This window comes from Lactiplantibacillus mudanjiangensis (assembly GCF_005405385.1).
GTDB classification, from domain to species: Bacteria; Bacillota; Bacilli; order Lactobacillales; family Lactobacillaceae; genus Lactiplantibacillus; species Lactiplantibacillus mudanjiangensis.
In genome coordinates this window covers 163,999-188,644 of record NZ_BJDY01000006.1, presented here as the reverse complement: position 1 = coordinate 188,644, position 24,646 = coordinate 163,999, and the positions used below count along the sequence as shown (strand labels likewise).

General features: G+C 43.8%; 26 protein-coding genes. All 26 read left to right on the top strand.

Features of this window, described 5'->3' with window-relative positions:
* Positions 1–142: 142 nt before the first annotated feature.
* The 26 genes from FFM84_RS13395 to FFM84_RS13270 all read left to right on the top strand — a co-directional run bounded on the left by FFM84_RS13395 (position 143) and on the right by FFM84_RS13270 (position 24,631).
* The gene (locus FFM84_RS13395) at positions 143–472 is read left to right on the top strand and encodes a hypothetical protein (RefSeq protein ID WP_130845334.1); all 330 of its coding nucleotides are present in this window, start codon (positions 143–145) and stop codon (positions 470–472) included.
* 34 nt (positions 473–506) lie between these two features.
* Positions 507–1,094, top strand: a complete 588-nt coding sequence (locus tag FFM84_RS13390) for a helix-turn-helix domain-containing protein (protein ID WP_130845335.1) — start codon at positions 507–509, stop codon at positions 1,092–1,094.
* Positions 1,057–2,541: a phage terminase large subunit gene (gene terL, locus FFM84_RS13385; RefSeq protein WP_371852225.1), complete on the top strand. Its 1,485-nt coding sequence runs from the start codon at positions 1,057–1,059 to the stop codon at positions 2,539–2,541. Before FFM84_RS13390 ends, terL begins: the two co-directional genes overlap by 38 nt.
* A gap of 232 nt (positions 2,542–2,773) precedes the next feature.
* Complete coding sequence (locus FFM84_RS13380; RefSeq protein WP_130845336.1) at positions 2,774–3,070, top strand: hypothetical protein; 297 nt, start codon at positions 2,774–2,776, stop codon at positions 3,068–3,070.
* A 13-nt stretch (positions 3,071–3,083) separates the two neighbouring features.
* Positions 3,084–4,733, top strand: a complete 1,650-nt coding sequence (locus FFM84_RS13375) for a phage portal protein (RefSeq protein WP_130845337.1) — start codon at positions 3,084–3,086, stop codon at positions 4,731–4,733.
* Positions 4,714–5,718 (top strand): structural protein, encoded by a 1,005-nt coding sequence (locus tag FFM84_RS13370; protein ID WP_130845338.1) that lies wholly within the window; start codon positions 4,714–4,716, stop codon positions 5,716–5,718. The genes FFM84_RS13375 and FFM84_RS13370 overlap by 20 nt, the downstream gene beginning before the upstream one ends.
* A 227-nt stretch (positions 5,719–5,945) precedes the next feature.
* Positions 5,946–6,578: a DUF4355 domain-containing protein gene (locus FFM84_RS13365; RefSeq protein ID WP_130845339.1), complete on the top strand. Its 633-nt coding sequence runs from the start codon at positions 5,946–5,948 to the stop codon at positions 6,576–6,578.
* Positions 6,579–6,595: 17 nt separating this feature from the next.
* Positions 6,596–7,645, top strand: a complete 1,050-nt coding sequence (locus FFM84_RS13360) for a replication protein (RefSeq protein ID WP_130845340.1) — start codon at positions 6,596–6,598, stop codon at positions 7,643–7,645.
* Positions 7,646–7,658: 13 nt separating this feature from the next.
* The gene (locus FFM84_RS13355) at positions 7,659–8,009 is read left to right on the top strand and encodes a hypothetical protein (RefSeq protein WP_130845341.1); all 351 of its coding nucleotides are present in this window, start codon (positions 7,659–7,661) and stop codon (positions 8,007–8,009) included.
* Positions 8,010–8,021: 12 nt separating this feature from the next.
* Positions 8,022–8,615: a hypothetical protein gene (locus FFM84_RS13350; protein ID WP_130845342.1), complete on the top strand. Its 594-nt coding sequence runs from the start codon at positions 8,022–8,024 to the stop codon at positions 8,613–8,615.
* A 1-nt stretch (position 8,616) separates the two neighbouring features.
* Positions 8,617–8,886 carry a hypothetical protein gene (locus FFM84_RS13345; RefSeq protein ID WP_130845343.1) on the top strand — a complete coding sequence of 90 codons (270 nt, stop codon included), beginning with the start codon at positions 8,617–8,619 and terminating at the stop codon, positions 8,884–8,886.
* Positions 8,887–8,888: 2 nt separating this feature from the next.
* Positions 8,889–9,290, top strand: a complete 402-nt coding sequence (locus tag FFM84_RS13340) for a hypothetical protein (protein WP_137643814.1) — start codon at positions 8,889–8,891, stop codon at positions 9,288–9,290.
* Positions 9,241–9,708 (top strand): phage neck terminator protein, encoded by a 468-nt coding sequence (locus FFM84_RS13335; protein WP_130845345.1) that lies wholly within the window; start codon positions 9,241–9,243, stop codon positions 9,706–9,708. Before FFM84_RS13340 ends, FFM84_RS13335 begins: the two co-directional genes overlap by 50 nt.
* Entirely contained in the window at positions 9,709–10,824 is a 1,116-nt protein-coding gene (locus FFM84_RS13330; protein ID WP_130845346.1) for a hypothetical protein, read from the top strand.
* A 14-nt stretch (positions 10,825–10,838) separates the two neighbouring features.
* Entirely contained in the window at positions 10,839–11,312 is a 474-nt protein-coding gene (locus FFM84_RS13325; protein WP_130845347.1) for a hypothetical protein, read from the top strand.
* A 53-nt stretch (positions 11,313–11,365) separates the two neighbouring features.
* Positions 11,366–11,980 (top strand): hypothetical protein, encoded by a 615-nt coding sequence (locus FFM84_RS13320; protein ID WP_130845348.1) that lies wholly within the window; start codon positions 11,366–11,368, stop codon positions 11,978–11,980.
* Positions 11,981–12,044: 64 nt separating this feature from the next.
* Positions 12,045–12,254, top strand: a complete 210-nt coding sequence (locus tag FFM84_RS13315) for a hypothetical protein (protein WP_130845349.1) — start codon at positions 12,045–12,047, stop codon at positions 12,252–12,254.
* Positions 12,254–18,022: an aggregation-promoting factor C-terminal-like domain-containing protein gene (locus FFM84_RS13310; protein ID WP_130845350.1), complete on the top strand. Its 5,769-nt coding sequence runs from the start codon at positions 12,254–12,256 to the stop codon at positions 18,020–18,022. The genes FFM84_RS13315 and FFM84_RS13310 overlap by 1 nt, the downstream gene beginning before the upstream one ends.
* Positions 18,019–19,215: a LysM peptidoglycan-binding domain-containing protein gene (locus FFM84_RS13305; RefSeq protein ID WP_130845351.1), complete on the top strand. Its 1,197-nt coding sequence runs from the start codon at positions 18,019–18,021 to the stop codon at positions 19,213–19,215. Before FFM84_RS13310 ends, FFM84_RS13305 begins: the two co-directional genes overlap by 4 nt.
* A gap of 10 nt (positions 19,216–19,225) precedes the next feature.
* Positions 19,226–19,573 (top strand): phage baseplate plug family protein, encoded by a 348-nt coding sequence (locus tag FFM84_RS13300; protein ID WP_130845352.1) that lies wholly within the window; start codon positions 19,226–19,228, stop codon positions 19,571–19,573.
* Entirely contained in the window at positions 19,560–20,507 is a 948-nt protein-coding gene (locus FFM84_RS13295; protein ID WP_130845353.1) for a hypothetical protein, read from the top strand. The genes FFM84_RS13300 and FFM84_RS13295 overlap by 14 nt, the downstream gene beginning before the upstream one ends.
* On the top strand, positions 20,504–20,878 hold the full coding sequence (locus FFM84_RS13290) for a hypothetical protein (protein ID WP_130845354.1): 375 nt from the start codon (positions 20,504–20,506) through the stop codon (positions 20,876–20,878). Before FFM84_RS13295 ends, FFM84_RS13290 begins: the two co-directional genes overlap by 4 nt.
* Positions 20,875–21,255, top strand: a complete 381-nt coding sequence (locus tag FFM84_RS13285) for a hypothetical protein (protein ID WP_130845355.1) — start codon at positions 20,875–20,877, stop codon at positions 21,253–21,255. Before FFM84_RS13290 ends, FFM84_RS13285 begins: the two co-directional genes overlap by 4 nt.
* A complete protein-coding gene (locus FFM84_RS13280; protein ID WP_130845356.1) occupies positions 21,242–22,462 on the top strand; it encodes a baseplate J/gp47 family protein in 1,221 nt (406 codons plus the stop codon). The genes FFM84_RS13285 and FFM84_RS13280 overlap by 14 nt, the downstream gene beginning before the upstream one ends.
* Positions 22,455–23,159, top strand: a complete 705-nt coding sequence (locus FFM84_RS13275; RefSeq protein ID WP_130845357.1) for a hypothetical protein — start codon at positions 22,455–22,457, stop codon at positions 23,157–23,159. The genes FFM84_RS13280 and FFM84_RS13275 overlap by 8 nt, the downstream gene beginning before the upstream one ends.
* Positions 23,159–24,631 (top strand): hypothetical protein, encoded by a 1,473-nt coding sequence (locus FFM84_RS13270; RefSeq protein ID WP_130845358.1) that lies wholly within the window; start codon positions 23,159–23,161, stop codon positions 24,629–24,631. Before FFM84_RS13275 ends, FFM84_RS13270 begins: the two co-directional genes overlap by 1 nt.
* The last annotated feature ends 15 nt before the right edge of the window (positions 24,632–24,646 follow it).

The following is a 24,646-nucleotide window of genomic DNA, read 5'->3' as shown; positions in this document are numbered from 1 at the left end:
ATGAAAATTGATAAGATCACAACGTTGCCACGTACAATTGGTGGTAATAACATGCCGCTGGTTCCAATCAAATTTTATGGAACGCCTAAGACAACGTACACGGATTAGAATCAAATTTTAAAATATAAAAGGATGGTAAATGATGAGCAAAACTAAAAGTATTAATGTTATGGGAGTTCCGTATAAGATTTTTTTTGATTCTACTGATTCACGTTTAGAGTATGCTAATGCAGATGCTATTACTGATAGCACCACCAAGGAAATTCATGTTGCAAAATTTGAGGATAGTCCTAACTCTGTCGCAAATCTACAAACGTATAGTCAAAAGGTTTTATATCATGAAGTTTTACACGCTTTCTTGTATGAATCTGGATTAGATTCCAATAGTGACTGGGCAAGAAACGAAGAGATTATCGACTGGTTCGCTTTGCAGCATGAAAAGATTGATTCGGCGCTTAGTCAAACAAAGTAATCTAACTAATTCTGATCAAAGGAGGTGACCTCGAATGGCTACGGGTAAGTATAAACAGTGGCGGACTCATGAGAACTTGACTAAGCTTGAAGGCTGGGCCCGCGATGGACTAACGGATGAGCAAATTGCTCACAACATCGGCATTCGGCGGCCTACTCTCTATGATTGGAAGAAAAAGTATCCTGACATTTCTGACGCCCTAAAAAAGGGTAAAGAAGTTGTTGATCGTGAAGTTGAGGGGGCACTCTTAAGGCGAGCACAAGGTTATACCACTACTGATCACCAGTATAAAATTGTGGATGTGGATGAAGATGTTTTACATGCTAGACGGCGCAAAGCTGCTAACATTTTTAAGCTTGACCATCCCGAGGCTACTCAGCAAGAAATCAATGACTATGCTGCCGAAGCGGTTCCAACTCGTGAGCGCATCGAGTTGTATCAAAATACTCATGAGGTGCCACCAGATACGACCGCTGCTATCTTTTGGCTTAAGAATCGCAAGCCTGTTGAGTGGCGTGACCGTAAAGAAACCGAGATATCAGGTGGTCTTAGTGTGAATGACCCATATAAGGACTTAACCACGGATGAGCTGCGCAAATTGGCGCGTGATGACGATGGTTAGTCGTGCTGATATAAGATTGGGAGCTAAGATTGAATTAGCACGCCGGTCCTTTTTTGATTATTGCCATTTAATGGCACCTAAGTTTTACGTGAAACGGCGAGATTACCTAGTTCAGTTGTGTGATGATTTACAATCCTTCATCGAATCTGATGACGATGTGCTAGTTATTAATGAACCGCCACGACATGGGAAGTCACGTACTGCCGGTCTGTTTGTTCAATGGCTATTAGGTAATGACCCCACTACTCAAATTATGACGGGTTCATATAATGAGTCACTATCGACAACCTTTTCTAAGGGTGTCCGTAATTCAATCCAAGAAATTAAAGCTGATCCAAATATTCCGGTCTTTAGCGATGTGTTTCCCGGCGTTACCATCAAGCAGGGCGATGGTGCGATGAATCTGTGGTCACTTAACGGCGGTTATAACAATTATTTAGCGACATCGCCCACAGGGACCGCAACGGGTTTTGGTGCTAAGGTTGAAATCATCGATGACCTCATCAAAAACGCCAAAGAAGCCTTTAATGAAGTCCTTCTTGATGAGCAGTGGCGCTGGCTTACGGATACAATGCTGTCGCGGCTAGAGTCGGGTGGAAAGCTAATCATCGTTATGACACGATGGTCATCGCGTGACCTCGCAGGACGCGCTTTAAGCGAGTTTCCGAGTATGGGGTATAAAGTACGGCATATCAGTATGAAAGCTGTTCAGGATGACGGCTCAATGCTTTGCGATGAAATCCTGACTAAAGCACAGTATGATCGGACCACTAAAGCACAGTCACCTGAAATTGCCGCTGCTAACTACCAGCAAGAACCAATTGATCAGAAAGGGCGCTTATATAGCCACTTTAAAGAGTATGACGATATCCCCAAAGATGATGAGGGCAACTCACTGTTTACGGGGATTTTTTCATACACTGATACGGCCGATGAGGGTTCCGACTGGTTGGCGAGCTATATTTACGGGGTTTATCAGAATGAGGCTTACATCTTAGATGTTGTTTTCAGTCAGGAACCGATGGAGCTTACCGAGCCTACTGTTGCTAAGGCGTTCTTTACTCAAAAGGTTGGCTTGGCAACAATTGAATCCAACAACGGTGGGCGCGGTTTTGCGCGGCAGGTTGAGTCACGGCTAAGAGATGAATACCACAGCAATACAACTAAAGTACAGTGGTTCCATAATAGCCAGAACAAGATAGCACGAATTTTATCTAATTCAGTCTGGGTTATGGACCATATTTACTTTCCTCGTAACTGGCGGTATCGCTGGCCTGAACTATATGATTTCTTAATTCGGTATCAACGTGAGGGTAAGAATGAGCATGACGATGCACCCGATGCACTGACTGGCGTTGCTGAGCAGGTTCAAAATAAGTTACAGATTAAAACCGGTTCAAGCCGTAAGAAACAAGCTAACAAGTTGCGGTCACTAGGACTTATATAGGAGGTTGGTTGGATGACTCAATTCGATGTGCGTATTGAAAATAAGGCAGATTTAGATGCTTGGAATGAAGTGTATTGGGGTGGTGGTAATCCAATTCAGATTTCAATGGAAGACCTTATCTTTCTAACACGGGCATCGGCTAACTGCCTTGGTTTTACGGACGATGGCGAGTATTCACATTCTATTACATTGGACGCAAAGGCGTACCGGCTACTGAAAGGACGATTTAATCATGGAAAAAACAGATATGGGAAACGTGAGCGCCATAGTACACGGTATGCTAGACGTATACGCATTCATGCGCAAAGGACCCAGCATCGTTATCGCAGATCGGCGAAGTGGTGAAGCGTTCGTGATCAAATGCGGCTTACCTAAAGCAATCGCAATTGAAAAATTGCTAGTTGAAACTCATCCCAATAAGGATATCGGGAAGATCGAGTTTGATACGTCTACTGGACCGATGACGATTGATGAGCTCATCCAGAAGGCACCAGATAAGACGTTAGCGGCCAAAATGGGCTTAGTGTAGGAGGAGATGCAAGTTGGCAGAAACGAATGATTTTCAGGCACACTCAATCAGTTTGCCATGGGCACAGCACAATAGTTTATTAATGCTATCCGGTGATCGATTCCCATTTAATGCGAACCAAGACTATCAGATGCCTGCCGAAAAGTGGGAAGCTAGTAAAAATAATTCTCAGGAAATTGCTAAGGTATTACAGTGGTTTATTAAGGATCATTACTCATATCAATTGCCACGAATCTTAGCGTTAGAGCGCTACTATCAAGGCGATAATGACATTCACTACTGGCGATCAGATAAAGCCAATAATCGGGCTGATAATCGCATCGCCAGTGGCTTGCCACGCTATATCACTAATCTCAGGGTCGGCTATCAATTCGGCAATCCGGTTAAGTATGCGTATACGAACCCTGATAACGATGCTGATACTGGTGAAGACCTAACTGACATCATTGAGGGCTTCAATTCCCGCAACGACATCGGTTATCATGAAAAGGTCATGGGCAAGAATCTTAATAATACCGGTCGTGCATTTGAACTGGTTTATATACGAGAGGGCACTAATGATGCTGCTATCAAGGCGATTGACCCAGCTAATGCATTTGTCGTTTATGATACGACCATCGAGAATCACTCGCTATTTGCCGTACGCTATTACATGTCTACCTTTATGGATAGAATTACCTACTACGTTGAAGTCTATACTGACTCCAACGTTTTTTATTACACAAGTGAAAATTCTCCATTTGGTGAGTATAAGTTCATTAAGCAGGTGCCGCACTTCTTTGGTAAAGTGCCGCTTAGTGAATATAAGCTGAACGATGAGCGACTTGGAGCATGGGAACCTAAACTAGATGAGATCGATGCATACGACAAGTCACTATCTGAAATGGCGAATAGTCAAGAAGACTTCAGTAACGCGATTCTAGCCATTAGCGGGGATATCGATACTGGCGATGATGATGAAGATGACGATGAAGTTAGTTCCGCTGATAAAGTAGATTTATTGAAGCTGATTCTTTTTCTAAAGCCGTCCATTGTATCTAACCCTAGCGGCACTAATACAGTAGTTCCAACTGATGCAAAATACATCACTAAGGCATTAGACGCTACTAGTTGGCAAACGTATGTTAAGCAACTTTTAGCCGATGTGCACAAGGACACCAATACACCTGATGTCAGCGATGAAAACTTTGCATCTAATGCTACTGGTGTAGCTATGTCGTATAAGCTGTGGGGCAGTGATCAGGAACGAGCTACGCAACAATCGCTGTATACTCGTGGCTTGATGCGCCGTCTACGTTTGTTGGCCGTATACTGGTTCAAGATTAGCTCAATCAAGACTGTTGATGAAGTGGAAAACGTCAAGATTAGCTATACACCTAATCTGCCGAAAAATGATTCAGAAATCATGACTAACATTCAAGCGCTGAACTCCTTAAATGGCTCCATTAGTCAAGAAACCATCCGTGAACAAGTTGAACCAGTGACTGGCGTACCAGCTGATCAGGAAAAACAACGGGTCGATAGTCAAGGCGAAACTAACACGAAAGACAATTTGAAATATATGATTGGGCTTAAGGGTACTGATCAAGATAAGGCCGATGTTTTAGGAACGTCTGCCGAACCGTTGACTGGTGGTGGCACTGATGACAACAAGCCTAGCTGAGCAACAAGAACGAGCTAGAATTGACCAGCTACTTGCATCGGATCAAGCGAATGATCAGCGTGTTGAGGGGATTTACCTCGATGCCTTAAAGTTAATCAAAACTAACTTGCAAGCTTTCTATGTACGGTATGCGACTGATCAGGGACTGACTGTAGCAGAGGTTAAGCGTGATGTGACTAAGTGGGACTTAGATCAGTTTGTCGATGCAATCAAAGAATTGCTTGAAGATGATGATAAGTCTGATGGCGAGCTAAGCAAACGGCTGAAATTGTTCCAGTATCAAGCGGCCAAGGGCAATCGGCAAGACTTACTGGCCGCCATGATCGGTGCAACGATAGCCATATCCACTAAACACGCTCACAAGGCCAGTAGACAGCACTTAGCTGATGACTACGCTAATGAGCGGCAATGGCAATCAGATGCGTTAAAACGGCTTGCGGTTCATCATGAATGGACGTTGCCTAAGCAGCATAATGTTGATATCAAGCCTAATGTGGCAAAGATGATTGATGGTAGCCAGTGGTCAGATACTCTATGGAACCACAGCGATGCGATGGTTACGGATGTTCAGAACGTTGTCCGTGACTCGCTGAACAACGGCATGTCACAGGACAATCTAGGCCAGTTGATCAAACATTTAAAGCCTGCTGATAAAGAGCAAGGTAATTTGGAATCAGCAGCTAAGAAACGAATGTGGCAAATCGAAACGCTTGTTCGTAGTGAGTCAGCCCGGGTTGTTGATGAGGCCACTATGGATCAGTTGAAAAATGACGATGCATCATTAATTGATATCGTTATTGAACCCGATGCATGTAAGAAGTGTCGGCACTTAGCAGGGATGGGCCCATTTAAAATTGAAAATTGTCCTAGTTTTCCGTCTGATACGCATCCTAACTGCCGGTGTAAGAAGATTAATCACGACTTGACTGATCAAAAGTATTTGGAATCGTTAAGAACGAGGTTGCTTATGATGAAGCTTACTTAAAACATGCGGCAGCGCCCGACTATGAACCAGATAGTGTTGGTTTGCGGTTAGAGCGAATATCAGACAGCTTAGTAGGTCAGAGTTACAAAGATTAGTATGTGTATGCACTCCATTGTGAGTGCTTTTTTTATGCCCTTTTTTCGGTAGCGGGCTTTAAAGAACAGCCGATTTCGTTATCGCCACGTATAAGTGATTTCGTCTTTAGGACGTAAAACGGAGGGATATTAATGTTTAAAACTAGTGTGTTACCAATGAATTTACAATACTTTGCGGAGCCAGATGCTGATCCAACTGGTGCACCTGCCACTGAACCCGATCCAGAAAATGAACCGACCGATGGTGCAAAAACTTTCAGCCGTGCTGAACTAGCTAGTATCGCTAAGGCACAGACTCAGAAGGCACTTAAAGATTTTCGTGAAAGCGATGAATTCAAGGACTTACTGGCTACTGCCAAGGCTGCTGGCGTTGAAGAAGCTAACATGACTGATAAAGAAAAACGTGAGGCGGAAAAGGCACGTGAAAATGCTGAATATCAAAAACGTATTGATGCGCTTGATCATCGTGAAGCGATGGCTGATACCAAGGATCAACTGACGAATGCTGGGCTACCTACCGTATTCGCATCGTTTCTAGCTGATAAGGATAAGACAGTTCGTGAGCAAAATGTTAAGGAATTCAGCGCCACATTTAACGATGCAGTCCATAAAGCTGTTTTAGCTAAGATGAAAGGGCCAGAAACACCAAGCAACGGTGCACCAGCCACTACGCCAGACAAGAAGTTTAGTGAAATGAATTTGGATGAACGAACTAAGCTCTATCATGATAACCCTCAACTATATGCACAACTTTCTCAACAATAAATTAAGGAGTGATTTTAATGGCCGATAGCCAATTTAGTTTAGCTGATGCAATCGTTCCATCATTGTTTGCACCGTATGTACAACAACTAACTACAGAAACTGACCGATTTATCAATTCGGGTATTGTCACTAATGATCCGTCACTAGGGGCTCAACTTTTAAGCCCATCGGATTTCATCACGATGCCGTTTACCAATGATTTGGAAGGTGAACCAGAATCATGGACTGATACCAATGATATTAGTGTTGCTGGGCTTACTACTGGGAAGCAACGTGCCTTCAAGTTTCGTCAAGTTAAGGCATTTGGGTTCACAGATATTTCAGGCTTAGTTTCTGGCGCTAATCCACAAGAAGTGATTGCAACTCGTTTTGGTAATTACTGGGTTCGTGTAAATCAAAAAGTGCTATTACAAGAATTAGCTGGCATCTTTGCTAATACTGATATTGCGACTGCTAAGCTATTTGATGATTCTGCAAATTCATTTGGTGCGCGTGGCTTCTTAGCTACGATTGCTAAGATGGGCGATTTGCAAGACCAAACATTTAGCAAGATTGCAGTACACTCTGCAACCTACGCTCAAATGAAAGCTCAACAAATGATCGATGTCGTCCAGCCGGGGCAAGCAGTTGGTCCATTTGGTAACTATAACGGTATGGAAATCGTGGTTGATGACCAAGTGCCATTGGATGATAATGTTGCGACTAGCTATATCTTTGGTACTGGTTCAGTTGGTTTTTCAGTTGCATCGCCACAAAATGGCGTTGAGGTTGAACGTGAAGCACGTAAAAACGGTGGTCGTACTAATATTATTAACCGCCGCGTGATGGCAACTCACGTGCTAGGGACTAGCGTGGCTAAAGACTTTACACCAGCCGGTCAAACAGTTACTGCCGATGAGCTAGCTTTAGGGACAACTTGGGAATCAGTTGTAGATCCTCGCAACATTCGAATTGCAGCGTACAAATCAAAGATTGATAGCGACTTTGTACCTAAGAAGAGAGCACAATCTAGCTCAACAAGTACCAGCACGACTGATTCTTCTAAAGCAAGCACACCCGCTGCCTAAAGGAGTGTTTTAAATGGCTGATAGTAATAAGACCACGGTTGTCGCGGTTCAAACCGACCCTGCATTTGCTAATGTCGATGCATCAGCTATTCAACAGCAAATCGATGATACTTGGCCGGACGTCCTTGCTGATAAGCTGCCAAGCTATGAGCAGGAACGTGGCAATCGCTTACTGGTCAAAAGTAAGTTAGTCGTGGCTCAAATCGTGGCTACTGGTGGCGTACAGTCGGCTAGTCAGTTGAATGAGTCGCAGACGATGTTTGATTGGAGCAAGGGCAATGATCCTTACATGATTGATTACTTAACCCTTGTTGATAAGTACGGTCATGGCCGACATCGTGGTCGTGCTTTCAGTCGGAACTAGAGGTGATGCACGTTGGCAAATATTAATAGAATCCCTGAACTAGTTGCTGAGATGAAAGAGTTGAGTCAACTTAACCTAGTTGTTGGGGTGCCCGTTGATGATGAGTTCTTACAAATGATTGCACGGGTAAATGAAAATGGTCTGACATTGCGTGCTAAGCACAATTACTTGACGATTCCAACGGCAGCAGCGGATGGCCGTAAAGCTAAGGATGTTCCGGGCCTTTTTAGGCCAAAAGGCAAGATGGTTTTAGCAGTTGCTGATAAGTCGTCTCACAACGGAATTAAAGTAATGTTTGTTCTTAAGGAGAGCGTACGTATCCCACCACGACCTTTCATCCGTTTTACCTATAACCATTGTAGGGATGACTGGCAGTCGCTGATGCGGCGTCAGGTTGGCCTGTTGATGGATGGCAAAGCTACAGCTAGGTCAGTAATGAATGCGTTAGGTCGGCAAATCTCAAACGATATTAAACGGACCATTAAGCAGATGCAATCACCGCGTAATGCGCCGTTAACGGTCGCGCGTAAAGGCTTTGATGATCCGTTAATTGATACTGGTAAGTTGATTGGTTCCATTACATGGAAAATAGAAAGGAAGTCATAAAATGGCTGAAAAATTGGTAATTTATAAAAAAGGTGAATCGACTGTATCTTTTACGGGCGATGCGGACAAGGTAACCATCACAGGGTTAGCTGCTGGCACAGTTGTGGCAACTGGTGACTATGAACTAGCTGTACAAGATAGTGATGGCGTTAAGCCTGAATCTGATCATGAACCAGTTACTGGGTTCACGGTGAATGCGGCTAAGGAAGCGGCACCCGAAAATGTGACGGTGACGCCAACAGATGATGGTGCAGTAGTTACGGGTAACTAGCTATGGCGTTCAATTTCGATTTCATGTTTAATCGAACGGCCGAGCCACTGACCGTCATGAAACCGGTGCATCAGAGCTTTGACGAGCTAGGGCGGCCTGTTACAGATGGTAGTGATCCGATTCATGTTAATGAGCCAATTTCTATTAGTGATAATCAGGCTATTAGATATCAGGATGCCTCAGGTGGTGAGATGCAAATCACAACAATCAACTGGGTATCAAAGTTACCAAATATGCCTAAGCACACTAAGGTTCATCGCGATAATACCGATGAAACCTTTGAGGTCATCAACAGCTCTGGGGTTACACGTAGCGGTAAAGTCTTTTATCAATTAGAACGGGTAGGTGATGATAATGTACGAGACAGTGATACTGGCGATTCTGAATCAAATTCGCAAGTATAAAGACATTCAGATCGTTCAAGAGAAAATGGCTGCTAGTCAAACTAAGCGGCCATTTTTTAGTTACGCGATTTATGACGATGCTCAGGAGCTGACATCGCTACCGTATGATCATGCGCCGTTTTTGATGGGAGTACAGTTTAAGGCTCATGCCGATGATGACTTTGAGGCCAAGGACTTAGCTAAATGGGTGCGGGATATTATCCAAAGCAAACAGCCGAGCTATGAGCTAGCTTTACAAGGCATCTCGGTGGTTAAGGCTAATGCCATGCCTCCACTTAACGAGGACTGGACGACTGAAATCGAGTATATGGCTGGGGCTGATTTTCAGCTACTGGTAAATAGCGACTACGTTGATCAAACACAGCCCGGTCAAATTACCGGTGTGGACTTAGATCAATCAACAATAGGAGGAAATTAAATGGAAGCAGTTACGATTCTTAAGACCCATGACGATGTGCACATTACCGATACCATTCAAAACTTACCGGTTGATGGCACAATCGCTGTTAATCTCTTAGTAGAAGGCCAAGATGCCACTGTAAAAAGTAACGTTTTTTATGTCTTAGACGACTTACCCGATGCCGGGTATGACGAAAATAGCGCGGTTTACGCTAACGTTGAAGCGATGTTTGATGTGGACGATTTTCAAGGGCCTGTGCAGGTTTTAGCTTACCCCAATGAAGAAGTACCTGACATCACTGGGGCGACCGCTACGCCAACAGGTGACGGTGCCACGGTCACTGCTAAGATGGTGCCGGGCGTTGTTCGTGCACTGGAAGATCATGCACTAGATGGTGCTTACTGGAACGTTCTAGTAACCGATGATGCCGATACTATCAAAGCGGCAGCTGACTTTTTATATGCTAACCAAAAGGGCTTGTTAGTCACGCAACTTTCAAAGATTGCTGACTTGCAAGCCCTTAGTGTATACGCGACATCGACTTATACCGAAAAGAACAAGCTTGGCATCTTAATCAATACGATTACCAAGAATACTGATAACCATATTGCGGCACAAGCAGCTGCGTATGCATCGATGAACTTGCTACTGGATTGGATGCATATCGGTAACTTAACGCAATTCGTTCAGGACGATTGGACCCCAGTAGAAATTGATCAAATCATCGCTGCTAACGGTTTGACTGTCTTAAATAAATCGGGTGATTTGATGCTTAGCAGCTCTAAGACTGCAAATGGCAACTTCATCGATAACAGTTTCATCAAGCAATACAACCACGATGAATTGCTTAAGGCTACTCAAAAGTGGATGAACGGGAAGAAGTACGTCAACTATTCGGATGACGATATCCAAGAACTATTAACCACTATCAAGACAGAATTAACAGTTTTGGGGTCACAAGGCTTAATTGCTAAAAAGCTTGATGGTGATCCAGATTGTGATGCAACTGCGCCTAATCGAGCCGATGTATCAAACGTTGATGTAACCGCACGGCGGTTGCGCAATGTGAAAACTAAGTATTCATTACCAAATGCTATTGAAACAATTTACATCAATAACACAGTCACACTCTAAGGGGGAAATAATATATGGCAGCAAGACGAATTTCATTAGATGACGGGACCTATTTTGTCTTAAAGGATTCTCGCTTCATCCATATTTACGTCATTATCAATGGTGTCGCTACTGAACTAAACGGCTTTCAGAACGGGGAAGCAGTCGGCTGGGAAAAGACCGATAACGATGTGGATGTTCAATCTGACTTTAAAGGATTGCCACTGGGTGTAATGAACCACAGTAAGCTTGGTCAATTTACGGCCAACTTGAACGATGGATCGCCTTCAAATGATGTTATGTACGGTTGCTACTATAACCAGAATACGTATAGCGGCGATACGTTACCAACATTTGGATTTAAGGTTCAAAACGATAATAATGGCGAGGTCGCCGAATCTAGCGTCTGCCTGATTCAAAAGATGACATCAGGGCAAGTCAGCAACTCCATCCAAGCACGTGTATGGACGATTCTTGCATTGCAATATAAAGATACTTTCGGTAACTAGAACTAGCGGGCTTAGGCCCGTGTACATACCAAATACTAAAGGAGATTTTAATTATGGAAAAAACTGAAATGAAGAAGCCAAAGGTCGATATTAACCATTTAGGGGACAAGGACTATAAGCGCAAGGTTGAATGGACTGAGGACAAGCAAGAACACAGTCGGGTGGCTACACTCCGTGATCCGGGGTATGAAGTCGCCATGCAAATCCGTTCCAAAGCCAACATCGGTAACAACGAGTCTGATAATGGCGAAATGGTAAACATGTTGCTAGAAAATGTTTTGGTCTCACCGCGCTTAGCTTTTGAAGACTTGGATAATCGTTTGTCAAAGAAATTCAAGGAAAAGACGGTCACTTTAGATGGTAAACATAATAGCAAAGTTACTATTAAAATGATTTTTCCTGGTTATCGTGCTGCGCTTAACTACAGTTCTGATATTCATGGTATCAACGGTTCTGATAACTATCTGCCAATCTTAACAGACATGAATAAGACCGTATTCCGTGATTCTTCCACTGGAAAACCAATTGATATGGAATTCTGGTCAGAACACGGCGGTGGCGTTAAGGCTGTGCAAAAAGCGGTCAATTATTTCAATGATGTATTAAATCACGATGGCTTTACGGCTACGGTGAATACGTTGGTAACGTTTCTGGGAGAATGCCTATAATAATCCGCTAACCAGCCATTTACTAGACAGCGATGGCGAGGTTAACGAAAAGGTCATCGATAAATTGGTCGATGATCAATTACAATTTTATCGCCCAGTGTTGGCTGGTGTCGTTGATTCAGCAGAGAAAGCAAAGCTGATGACGCGGGACCAGCTTTTATTAGCTAATGAACTGGCTAACAAGTTACTAGATATGAAGGCTGATTTAATCTCAGAGGGAGTTTATCGTGGTATTGCGAAAGCTATTGAGGATTGGAAAGGAGGTGGTAGCTAGTGGCTGCGGAATTACGAAGTGAAGATATCGGCATCAATTTTGATTTTGATTTTGAAAAGCTAAGTAAAGTTGATAACGAAGTAACGAGATTAATTGATCGGATTGAAAAAATCGGTGGCAGTTTTAGCGGAGTTACCGATAACATGCGGCGATTTAGCAATGACTTTACTGGGGCTTTCACTAAGGCACAAGTTTCAGTTGAAGGCTTTACCAAAGCTAATGGCGATGCTAAGCGTAATATCCAAGAAATGAACCACTCAGCTACCACCATGCGTGACAAGCTTTCTAACTTGAACAACGTTTACGACAGTTATTCAGATTCTCAAACTCGCAATTCGCATAGCGCCACTAAGGCATGGCAAGAACAGCTTAGCGCTATTGATCGGGTCAGAAACGGTTTACGTGACTTACCTAAAGAGTCAGTGACTAAAGTTAAGTTTGATACTGAATCTGTTAACGCCGGAACCAAGCACATTCAAAATGATTTAGCTAAGACTGATCGTGCAGCTGAAAAAACGCAATCTAAATTTATGAGTGTCAAAGATGTTATAGCCGGGTCCTTTGCGGGCGCGGCTATTTCTAATGGGATCAATGTCTTAGTAAATGGTTTGCACAGCGCGGCAGAAGCTGGGATGGAATACAACAAAGAGCAAGATACCATGAAGACGGTGTGGACGTCTTTAACTACTGAGGCACCTAAAGATGGTAAGAAGCTTGTTAGTTTCATCAATGACATGTCGCAGAAAACCATTTATGGCGCGGATACCCTAAACGAGATGGCGCAAAGTTTTTATCACGTTCATTCCAGTGAAAAAGAAACCAAGAACTGGACCAATGACTTTGTGGCTTTAGGTTCTACGTTGCACATGAGCAATGATGCACTGGCCGAGAGTGGCGAACAATTCGCTAAGATCGTTGCTGGTGGTAAGGCATCGTCCGAAGACATGGCTGTCATGATTAATCGCTTCCCAATGTTTGGTGAAGCACTGCAACAAGCTACTGGTAAGTCGATGAAGCAACTGTACGCAATGTCGGCGGCTGGTAAGCTGTCAGCCAAGCAATTTACAGACACATTGACGTTCTTGGGTAAGAAGTATCAGTCTGGTACGTCAGAAGCGATGACCTCAGCAATGGGGATGAGTATGTACATCAAATCACGGTATCAAAAATTAACCGGTGATGTGATGCGTACTTCATTTAAGATGAGCAAAGACACTTCCAGCGCCATGACTAACTTATTGTCTGACAAGATGATGACCAAGTACGCCAACGGTATTTCATCGGCTTTAGGCACAATTACTAGCGGCGCGGTTAAGGCCATCGGTTACCTAGATAAGCATAAGAAGACTATCATTGACATTCTTAGCAACGGCGGCAAGATTTTGGGTATCGCCAGCAATGAAGTATGGAACACATTTGGTGATACGTTGCACTTGATTGGGACCACCTTTGGCCTTATCGAAAAGAACGGTAAGAAGAGTGAAGATCCACTTCAAACGGTTGATGACTTGCTTAAAGGTATTGCTGATCATGAACAAGGTATTCGTAACACTGCCAAAGCTATCACTGGCATTATCATCACCAGTAAAGTCTTGGGCATGGTTAAGTCTCTAGGTGAACTGGTGACGATGCTTGGCAACGTTCGTAAAAGTACGCTCGAAGTGGCGGCTGCAGAAGAAGTAGCAACTGCTGCGGGTGAAGGTGCAACGGGCAAAGCCGCCGGTGGCTCACTGCTTAATCTGTTCGGCGCTAAGGGTAAGCATTCCGGTGCTGGTGCCCATGCGGCTGGCACTGCGGTTCTTGACGGCACACGGACATCTCGTGGTGCACAGTATGCTAAAGAAACAACACGCGCTGGACGTGGTACCCAATTCGCGACTGGCGCTACACGGTTAGAACGGTCAGCGGCGTCAGCAAGTAAATTAGGTAAGTTATCTGCAAAGATTCCTGCTGTTGGTAAAGGTACAGTGGCGCTTACCGCACTCACCGCTTTACCAGACCTTTTCAGTATGACTAAGAAAACGGCTGGTAAGAGCATTGGTAACTATGTTGGCGATGTTGGTGGTGGCTTAGGCGGCGCAGCGGCTGGTGCAGCACTTGGGTCGGTAATCCCCGGTGCTGGTACCGCAGTTGGTGCCTTAATTGGCGGTGGCCTTTCTATTGGTGGTTCAATTCTGGGTAGTAAGCTAGGTTCCCAAGCAATGGGAAACGCTGGAGGATGGATTCAATCCCAATTTTCGGGTGATAAGTCTAAGCCTACTACTAAGAAAAAAAACACATCGAAAAAGTCGAATCCTAAACCTAAAGGTATGTTCGATTCATTACCTAAGGATGCAGAATCGGCAACCAAGAAAGCCACTGGCCTAATTAAAGATGCTAATTCAAATTGGGTCAACATCACAGCGGCGGCTAGTGCCAAAGGTGTTAAGGCATCTAAGGAATATCGTCAAAAGTATCTCAATGCCAACAGCAAGGATTATGACAAAGCTTATAAGGTCTTATCTGGGTACACGGATAAAACTAATAAGTCTACTGAGAAGAGTGCCAGTTTACTGGTTAAAAATAATTTAATCACTGAACAACAAGCGCAACTTAGATTAAATGTGGACAAGAGTTCTAACACCAGACGACTGAATGCTATTAAGAAAACAATGAACGAATTGCAAGCTGCTGAAAAAAGTGGTGACTCAAATCGTTTTGCTTTAGCCCAGAGATTAAATGGTCAAATTCTAAAGCTAACTGATAGCGGCGGTCAAAAGCAAAAGAAGCTAATTCGTAATTTGAATGATTCCACTACTCAGCTTTCTAGTAAACAGTTCAAGTCTATTCTTAAACAATCTAGGTCTGCCGAAAAATCAACCGTAGCATCGGCAGATAAAACATATACGGCAGCAAAGAAAGGTGCCGATAAACAGTATCGAAATACAAAAAGTGCAGCAGCCAAGATGTATGGTACTAGCAGTGATATGTACAAAAGGATTGTTAAGAAAGCGGCTGATCAGCGCGACAAAACGGTTAAAGCGGCGAAAGACCAACATGATGACACCATTGATTGGGCGCAAAAACAACATGCAGCTGTTGTAAAAGAGGCTAAGGCTCAGGCCGGGGATATTACAACCATTATGGGCGGTGTTGGTGATGCCGTTTCAACTGTATTGAGTCAAAATGCATTAGCTACTGGGGGCAAGTATTCCAAACCTAAGTCTGATGATCAATCCATTATGGATAATTACAATGTCAACTTGGGAACGCCTACCAAGGCTACTGTTAAAAATTCGAACGGCATTAGTAAATCGACTAAAACAGGTAAGGTCACTAAATTTGCCGGTGCTGGTGCATCTACTAATGTGTTTGGTAATGCTGCTGGTGGAAAAATCAGTAGCCCAATGATGTCAATTGTTGGTGAAAATGGTTTTGAAATCTTACAGCGTGGCAAGAAATTTCAGATGATCGGTGAACATGGTGCAGAATTACGCCATCTAAAACCCGGTGATGAAATTTATAACCATGCCGATGCTCGAGCGATGATGTCTGGATCGTATGGCAAACGTATTCCGGGATTCGCGTCAGGAACTGCTAAGGCAGCGCCTGTTTCGGGTACTGGTTCAATCGTGGCCGCCATTAATCGGATTGCTGTACTTGTTAGAGGTATTGGACGAGTAAACAGCAAGGCTAGTGCTAAGACGTCCCAGACGGCAACTAAGGGGGCTAATGCTGGTGTAAGCACTAAAGGCGCTAAGCAAAAATTAGCCGCCTTTAGTAGTGATTCCAAGAAGCTATGGGACAACACCACTAAAGACACCCGAGCATCGACTAAGAAGATTAGTAAGAATTCTGCTAACGACTACGATAATTCGACTAAGAACATGCGCTCATCGTTGAAGCAATTCAACAAGCAAAATGATGCTATTTGGGACGATACTGCTAAGGACACCAAGTCCAGCACGAATGCCATTTACAAACAGGCCACTAACAAGGTTGGTGACATGAGCAGCGATACAACATCCGAAATTAAGTCGATGCGTAAGCAATTCATTTCAATTGCAGATGATACCGCAACCGGTTTTGGCAATGCTTTTGCGAAGCTGGGGCCGTACGCACATAAAGGTATGGCATCGGCAATTACAGCACTTAACAAAGGGATTACTGGCATTGATACAACGCTGGCTCAATTCGGTGGTAATAAGGCTGTTTTGAGTCCTGTTCACTACGCTGCTGGTTCTAAAGGACCAATTGCTAATGATCAGTTAGCAGTCCTCAACGATGCGACTGTTGGCCCACGTCAGGAACTTGTTGTCCGTGATAACAAATTGCTGAAACCGACTGGCGACGATGCGCTGGTTCCACTGCGTAAAAACGATGAAGTTTTAAATGGTTCACAAGTCGAAAAGATGAAACCATTCTTACCACATTTTGCCAAAGGTACTGGTGTTTCCGATAAGCGGCTAGTGTCACTAGCTTCAAAGAATGCTGGTAATCCTAAAGCCGCATGGACTACCGACTTTACTAAGAATGTTGGTAAAGGTGGCGACACTGACTTAAGCAAAGGCATTAAAAAGACTGCCACTGGTGCGGCTAGCTCAGTTGGTACGGCTTGGTCTGGCGCGATGTGGAAATTAATTAATTCAACAATTCAAGGGGGCGGTAATGGTTCACTATCGCCTCATTTTGGTGCGGGCTTTACTGAATCGTCTGGCTACGGTCGGCGGTCCGGTGAAGTAAGTGATTTCCATAAAGGGATCGACTTTAGTGCGGCCATGGGCACCGCAATCCCGGCACAGTACGGTGGTAAAGTTGTTGAAGCGGGGCATGCAGCCGGCTTTGGTAACTGGGTTGTAATTCAACCATCGGGCATGGCGGTTGATACGATTTACGGACACATGAAGTCTTATAACGTACACGCTGGTGATACAGTTTCAGCAGGCCAAACGATTGCCCATGTGGGTAGTGAAGGTCAATCAACTGGCCCTCATGTCCATTATGAGATTCGCCAAGGGCTAGGTGGTAAGAGCTTTAACCCTGATACGTATAAAGGTAAACGTAAAGACGTTAAGACCTCTGATAAGGGGCTAAGTGGGCTGGTAAAGAAAGAACTTGGTTCTACAGCCCTTAAGTGGATTAGTGACAAGTTGGGTGTGTCATATGGTGCCGGTGGTGGTGTTATGCCATCCGGTAGCCATAAGCATTGGTTAGAGCAGGCTGGATTCAAGCCATCCGAATTATCCGCAGCGGCGGCTATCATCGGTGCTGAATCTGGTTGGAATCCAACGATTCATAACCCCAATAGCTCTGCGTATGGTATTCCGCAAGCCTTACCGGGTTCTAAGATGGCTAGCGCTGGTTCTGACTGGCGTACTAACCCGATTACCCAGTTGAAGTGGATGAAATCATATGTGGATGGTCGCTATGGTGGTACTAATCAGGCCCTTGCATTCCGTAAGGTTCACGGATGGTACAAGAACGGCGGCCGCCCTATAGTCGGCAAATGGTCGGTAGTTGGTGAAGATGGTCCGGAACTTTTCAAAGCTGATAAGCCCGGGACAATCATTCCGCACAAGCAATCTAAGAGTTTAGTTGCAGGTGCAACGGCTACCCATTCTGGTAGTACAAAAGTTGAGATTAATCAGAAAATCACGATTAAAGCTGATGGGGTGTCCGGTGATTTGAAGCAACAGGTCAGCACCGCTATGGCTCAGCCTAATGCGAACATCATTGATCAACTTAGACAATTCTTTGAACCAAACGATGATGGGGGGCTCGTGATTTGACAGTCTACTATAAAGCCAAACCTGCTAGTCTAAGTACGGCCAAGCTTAAGAAAGCCGTTACGTACTGGAACGGCAAGGTATCTAAAGATGCTACGGGCATCGCCACCGCTAAAAAAACTATTGAGGCTCAAAAGAAAATCATCGACAATGCCGATGATTACCTTAAGAAGCAGAATGGCTATAATACGCGGCTCGCGGCCTACAAAGCGGCGTCTACTGACTTGTCTAAAGCGCAGGCTGAACTAGCCAAGACTAAGGACAAGTCTAAGCGGAAAACGTTAGAGTCGAAGATTAAAACGTTGACCAAAAATAAGCAGAGTGTGTATAAAGATTTAACTAAGTTAACTAGTTCAGCAAGCTACCAAGCTGAACTGTCGAAGCGTAGTAAGGCCAATTCCACCATAAGTAAGGCTAAGACCAAAGTGGCAACTTTGAATACGCGTAAAACCAAGGATAAAAAATCCTTGGCGAAGTATAAAACGCAAACATCAAATAATGCTAAAAAGAAGAATGCCAAGTTGGTCAAGGCTAATACCAAGAAGATCAACGCAAAGATAGCGAAGCAGAAGAAGAAACCTGTGGCACCGCAAACTGCGATTTACCGGGCTGATAAGAAGTCCAGCAAAGTTTGGTTCTTGGGTGAAGTAAGCCCTACGGAAACCAACACGAATGACATTCCAACTCATGGGGTTGATCGTAGTGACCCCAGAGCTGGTAAGTCAGTCAGAACTTCTAAAGAGTTGTCTGGTACCTACTATATGTTTGGAAAAAGCTTTGCTACGATTGATAAGCAGTATGTGGCCCTTCAAAAGTGGCAACGTTACGATTACGAACTTGTGATTCGTGGTTTTTCAAAATGGGACCATGTAAAAATCTCATCGATTGGCAAGACCGTTTCAACGGCGCATAAGAACGTGATTGAACTGAATATTCAGTTTGAGTACGTTAAGCCCGGTTCAGTGTTGTATAAGAAAAAGAAGAGTGCCAAGAAGTCTAAAAACAATTCGTCTGGTAAGAAGGGGAAAAAGACTGGATCGAGTAAGTCGAAGTACATTACTTATACCGTTAAGTATGGGGATACGTACTGGGGCCTAGCACAGAAGCATGGGACAACCGTGGCGATGCTGACTAAGCTTAATGGTTCTCGATACAAGACTATGTTTCCCGGTCATAAACTTAAGATTCCAAAGTAGGTGAGTAGCAATGGCATTGCGTGATGAAATTCCGATTAGCGCCGATGATATAGGTCAAACCTTTGAAATTGACTTAGAAAACGGCTCATACAACGTAACGCTTCAATATAACGAAGTTGCAGAGTTATTTACCGTTGATTTGGTATCCGTTGACGATGATACTCATCAAATTTTAGGTGAACCTTTGATTTTGGATCACCCGTTATGGGGCTGGTGCCCTTATCCATGGTTGCCACCAGAACGGCTAGTCCCTATGGATGAATCGGGCCAAGAAACTGAAATTAACCTTGATAACCTCGGTCAGACAGTGAAACTACTCGATGACAGCTTAGGAGATGACAGTGATGACGATGATTAGCACCGGCCCTAAGGGGAAAACCTGGTATGGTGGACGCGTTGTAGTTGAGCTGCATCTTAAGCATGGCACGTATAGTTTTTACAACTACAAACCAGCTGGATATGGTCTAACAATAAGTGGTGAGATTAATTCATCTGACGAAGGCGAGCCGACCACTAACACTATCACGATTTATAATCTATCCAAGAAGCATCGGGCCCTATTTAAAGTCCACGATCATGTTGTGATTAAGGGCGGTTCTAAGTCAACATTCGGTATTCTCAGCGAGGGCGATATAAGCAAGATTCAACCTATCACAATTGATGGTGTGGATCGTGCTTTTTCTTTTACATTCACTGAGGGTAAAGATTACTCAAAATTAAGCAAGATTTATAACCAGTACGCCGGCTATAAAGAGGTCAAGCATTCTTATAAGACTAGTGATGGAAAAACAGTTACTTGGACGTCTAGAAAGAAAAAGAAAATCAATATCCGCTTTAGCAAGAACGTTAAAGCTAAAACGATTATTGGTCGGATTTGTCGAAGTTCAGGAATCAAAATTTCAGTATTGCATTTAAAGAAAAATAAGGTGTACAAGCGTGGTTACACCTTGTCTGATAAGCCTTTTGATGCGCTTAAAAAGTTAGCTAAGGATTGTGGCAGTGTTATGTATTATCGTCGTGGGTCGCTAGTCATCGATGATCATAAGAAACCGAGTCTGTACGCTACTCATCTGTATCTGACATTGAAAGATGGGCTAACGGCTGAACCTACCGTTAATGATTCGGACGGCAAGAAACCAACTTATTCACTATCACTTTATCTGAATTCATTGATCACAGTGGGTTCTATTTTTTATGTTGATTCGGAAACGGTCAAGGGACTGGTAAGAACTAAAAATACATCGACTGGGCTAGATGACGGCCTGATGTCTGCGGAGGTGGTGCGAGTATGACAGCAAGAGATAAAAATGATGTTTTGACACTAATCAAAAATAACCTACTGCCGTATTTCTTACTTGCGGCCAACTGCATGACGGTGGGGACTGTCGCTAAGTTGAACGGCAGCACTGCCGATGTACAGCCCACGCCACTACAATCTGATGGAGATAAGCGTCCGATTATCGGCAATTGCTTAGTAACTCAACAAGCTGCTGAATACCGTAAAGACGGTAAAGACGTCCATTTAAAAAAAGGTGATGTGGTGCTTGTGGGGTTCCTTGACCGTGACATGGATAATTTCAATGGTCCGCGTCCATTCTCTCTGGCTAGCCGCCGAATGCACAGTGTGAACGATGCTGTGGTGATTGGGGTGATCCTTGCATGAGTTTAGATTTTTTAACTGGCAGTGATGGTGATTTAACGCTTGATCCTGATACCGGTGATTTTCAAATGATTGAAGATGAAGGCCAAACCACACAGGCAGTTCGCATTGCTTTAGGTACAAACATCGGTGAACTTGATTGGAATGAAGACTTTGGTTTCGGACATCTGAATTTGTTCAGTCTTTTAGATGATGAGGGTGCGTTACAAGCGGAACTAGAAAATTATCTAACCGATGTCATGGAAGACCAGATTATCGGGGTTACTGTTGATAGTGTGGATAAGTTGGGGAGAACTGCAACGATTCATCTAACTATTGAAATTAATACAGATGAATCGATTCAAACAGATTTGGAGGTGAGCGATAGTGGAACTGACTAAATATGGATTTGATCAGCCTGAACTGGATGACATCCGTGAAGAAATTACCGTCAATGCTGCTAGCAAGTTTGGTGAGCAGATTGCGACTGGTGATGAAACGCGCGCAGGCCAGCTGTTCGCAATTATGGCTGACAACAAGCTTGAGATTACGCAATTAGCACATGCCGTGCTACTTAGTATCTTTTTGGATTCTAGCACTGACGAAACCCTAGATTATCACGGAACCGATGAAGGGATTACACGTAAACCAGAACTAGCGGCTACCGTTTATCTTCAAATTGATGGTGATGTTGGCACTGAAATCCCTGAGGGTACTGAATATTCAACAGATGATGGTCAAATTTTCTCAGTTCTTGATGATGTGAAGATTATTGAAGTGGCAACGGTCACTGACCCAGATACTCAGCAGCCCACTGATTTGCTAGATGAAGATGGGAACGCGATTGGTCGTGTTTCAGTTCAGGCAATTGCCGAGGAAGCCGGTGCTGATAGTAATGTTGCCGCTAACACAATCATTAATGAAGAAGAAATCTTAGATGGTGTGGTTGCCGTAACGAATCCGAATGCAGCAGTTGGTGGTGGTGATGCAGAGACCGATACAGCTTATCGGGCACGTGTTAAAGCCAGTCGATTGTCACATTCTGCCTCAGCCGATGATGGCATCAAGGCGGCCGTTGAAAATGTTGCCGGTGTTATACAGGCTAAAGTGGTCGATAACAACACTATGGAAACTGATCAATATGGTAACCCACCAAAAGTTGTGCACATTTATGTGATTGGTGGTGCCGATGATGAAATTGCCGAGGCTATCAGAACGTCTGTTGCTTTACCGGGGCGGACGTATGGTGACATCACTAAGACTTTGGTTAATTTATCAGGTGATGAGCGGCAAATTAGTTTTTCGCGCGCCTCACAAACGCCGGTTTATTTTAAATTGGATGTTAAAACTAATGATGATTTTGATTCCGATGGTGGACCTGCAGCACTTAAACAGCAAGTTTTAGATTACGTGAATACTTTGAGAATGGGGGATACCTTACTATTCTCAAAGGTTTTTGAGTATGTTTGGAAGGTCCCGGGAATCAGTAGTGTAGTTGTTGGCATCGGTAAAGACAAAGATGACTTAAGCTTACAAGATATCACCTGCAATTCCTTTGAACTATTGGAAGGTAATGCGGCCAACATCGAGGTGGTTTTAGATGATTGATTGGGATCGATTTTCCGAATCAAATATTCGTAATCGCATCGCTAACAAGTTTCCAGCTTTCCTAGCGTCTGAGGACGGTTCGGCTAATCAATTGCTGTTGAGCATGATTGCTGATCAGCAAGTAGCCGATGCAAAGCTTTTCAAAGATATTTACCAAGCTATTTGGCCGGAAAACTTAGCCGGTGTTCCATTGGAAAAGTATGCTGCCGATTGGGGTGTTACTCGAATTGATAGTGATGACGAGTATCTTAAGTTCTTAATTCGGCTAGCTAAGATGAAGAGTCATATGGGCGTTACTGAGGATGACCTAATTCGGTTCATTTCTTTTACAACTGGTGCTGATCCTAGTGAGTTCCACATTATCACAGATGCAGACCAGTTGGGTGGTGACCCAATGGCGATTAAGGTTACTGGAATCCCGGCGCACTACATTAGCGATGAACGGCGTACAAGACTGCTGCTAAAAATTATCCAGTCTGTGGTGCCTGCGACTGTTCGTGTCATTGATATTGAGTACGCGGCACAGGTTGACGGTAACTTATGGATCGGTTCGTTAATGACAGTCTTCAACAAGGTTGAGCTTGAAAGTGATGTTGATAATGACACTTACGAACGCACACTGTCTGATACGGCCTATATGCGGGCAGTTCATCAAGTTTCAACTAGTTACACGATTGAAAGTGAGGAGGTAAATTAATGGCAAAATGGAATCAACTGGTGATCACTGATGCGGGTTACCAGCTAAGTGCTCAATCCGTTAGTGGGCAGCAAGTGCAATTTACACATGCGTCAACAACGGCCACCGATATGAGTAAGCTAAGCAGTGATGACTTAAAGGCTCTAACGGGCATTGAAAATGTGGTACAAGATTTTAAGGTTGGCAATATCACCGTTCAAGACGACCATACCGTAGATATTCCGGTTAAGGTGATTAATCAGGATTTAGAGAGCGACTACTTGCTTTATGCGATTGCGCTATATGCCAAACCAGTCAATGGCGAAGAAGTGATGTATGGGATTGCCACCGCAACGGTAGCGGATTTGATCCCAGCACAAAACGGCACAACCGTTACTGGAACGACTTTTAATTTCAAGACGCATATTGGGGCCGCTGCTAGCGTCAATATTGTTATCAGCCCGACTGATTCGGTGACTTATGAGGAACTGGCCAATCATGAGCAAGTGATTGATACAAAGATTACAACGGCCATGAATCAAGCGAATGCTTATACGGATAATGCAACCAAGGGTAAGGCGAACACCGCCGATGTCGTTGCGGCTGCAAGCAACTATGGTTCAGCAAACTTAGTTGTGAATTCAGCATATCCATCAAGTACGAGGGGCTGGATAATGACCGGATCTGGATCATCAGATGCGAGTGCAAGTTTTAGTGTGACGACACATAATTTTTACCATAATGGTAAGGATAATGTTTTTAGGTTGGTTACATCAAAAATTGCAAACGAATCAGAATCCGAAGTCAACGGTTCATGCAGCCCTTTTCCGGTGATGGCGGGTGAAAAGATATCATGGAGTGCATTGGCATTTGCAGGAACTAATGTCTCAGGTACAGATGTTTATTTAATTTTTGATAATACATCTTTAAAAGTAATAGATAATGTGAAACTATCACCTAGCAAAGTACAACCTATTTCAGGTACGTGCACAGTACCAGTAGGAGCGACAAATGTACGATTCAGAATTGATAACAGCGGGTCAACGGATGGTACGCCCGCGTGGCTGTGCTTTACCGAGGTGAAGGTAGCGCGGGAATCAACACCGTCACCATGGAGTATGGCACCCATAGTTGAAGGATCTGGAACTTTTGATTGTGGGTCAAACTTTTATAGTTTGGGGACAACGAGTTCTAAGGATGCTATTCATTGGTCACGTTCGGGAAATAGTTTAACTTTGAATGCTCGATTAACACCGTCTAAGACCATAGCGGCAGGCGAAGTGGCGACAATTGGGATGCTCCCATCATACCTATTACCAATTTCTGATGAAACTTATTCTGTTTGTCAATCTGCGGATGACAATATATGGCTAGCGGAAGTTCAAACAAATGGAACTATTATCTTTTTGAAACACCGATCAACTTCTGCAGGTAGCACGGCGGCCAATAATGGATATGGATTGATGCTTAGCATGAATATAGTTTTAGCCTAGAAAGAGAGGAAAAGC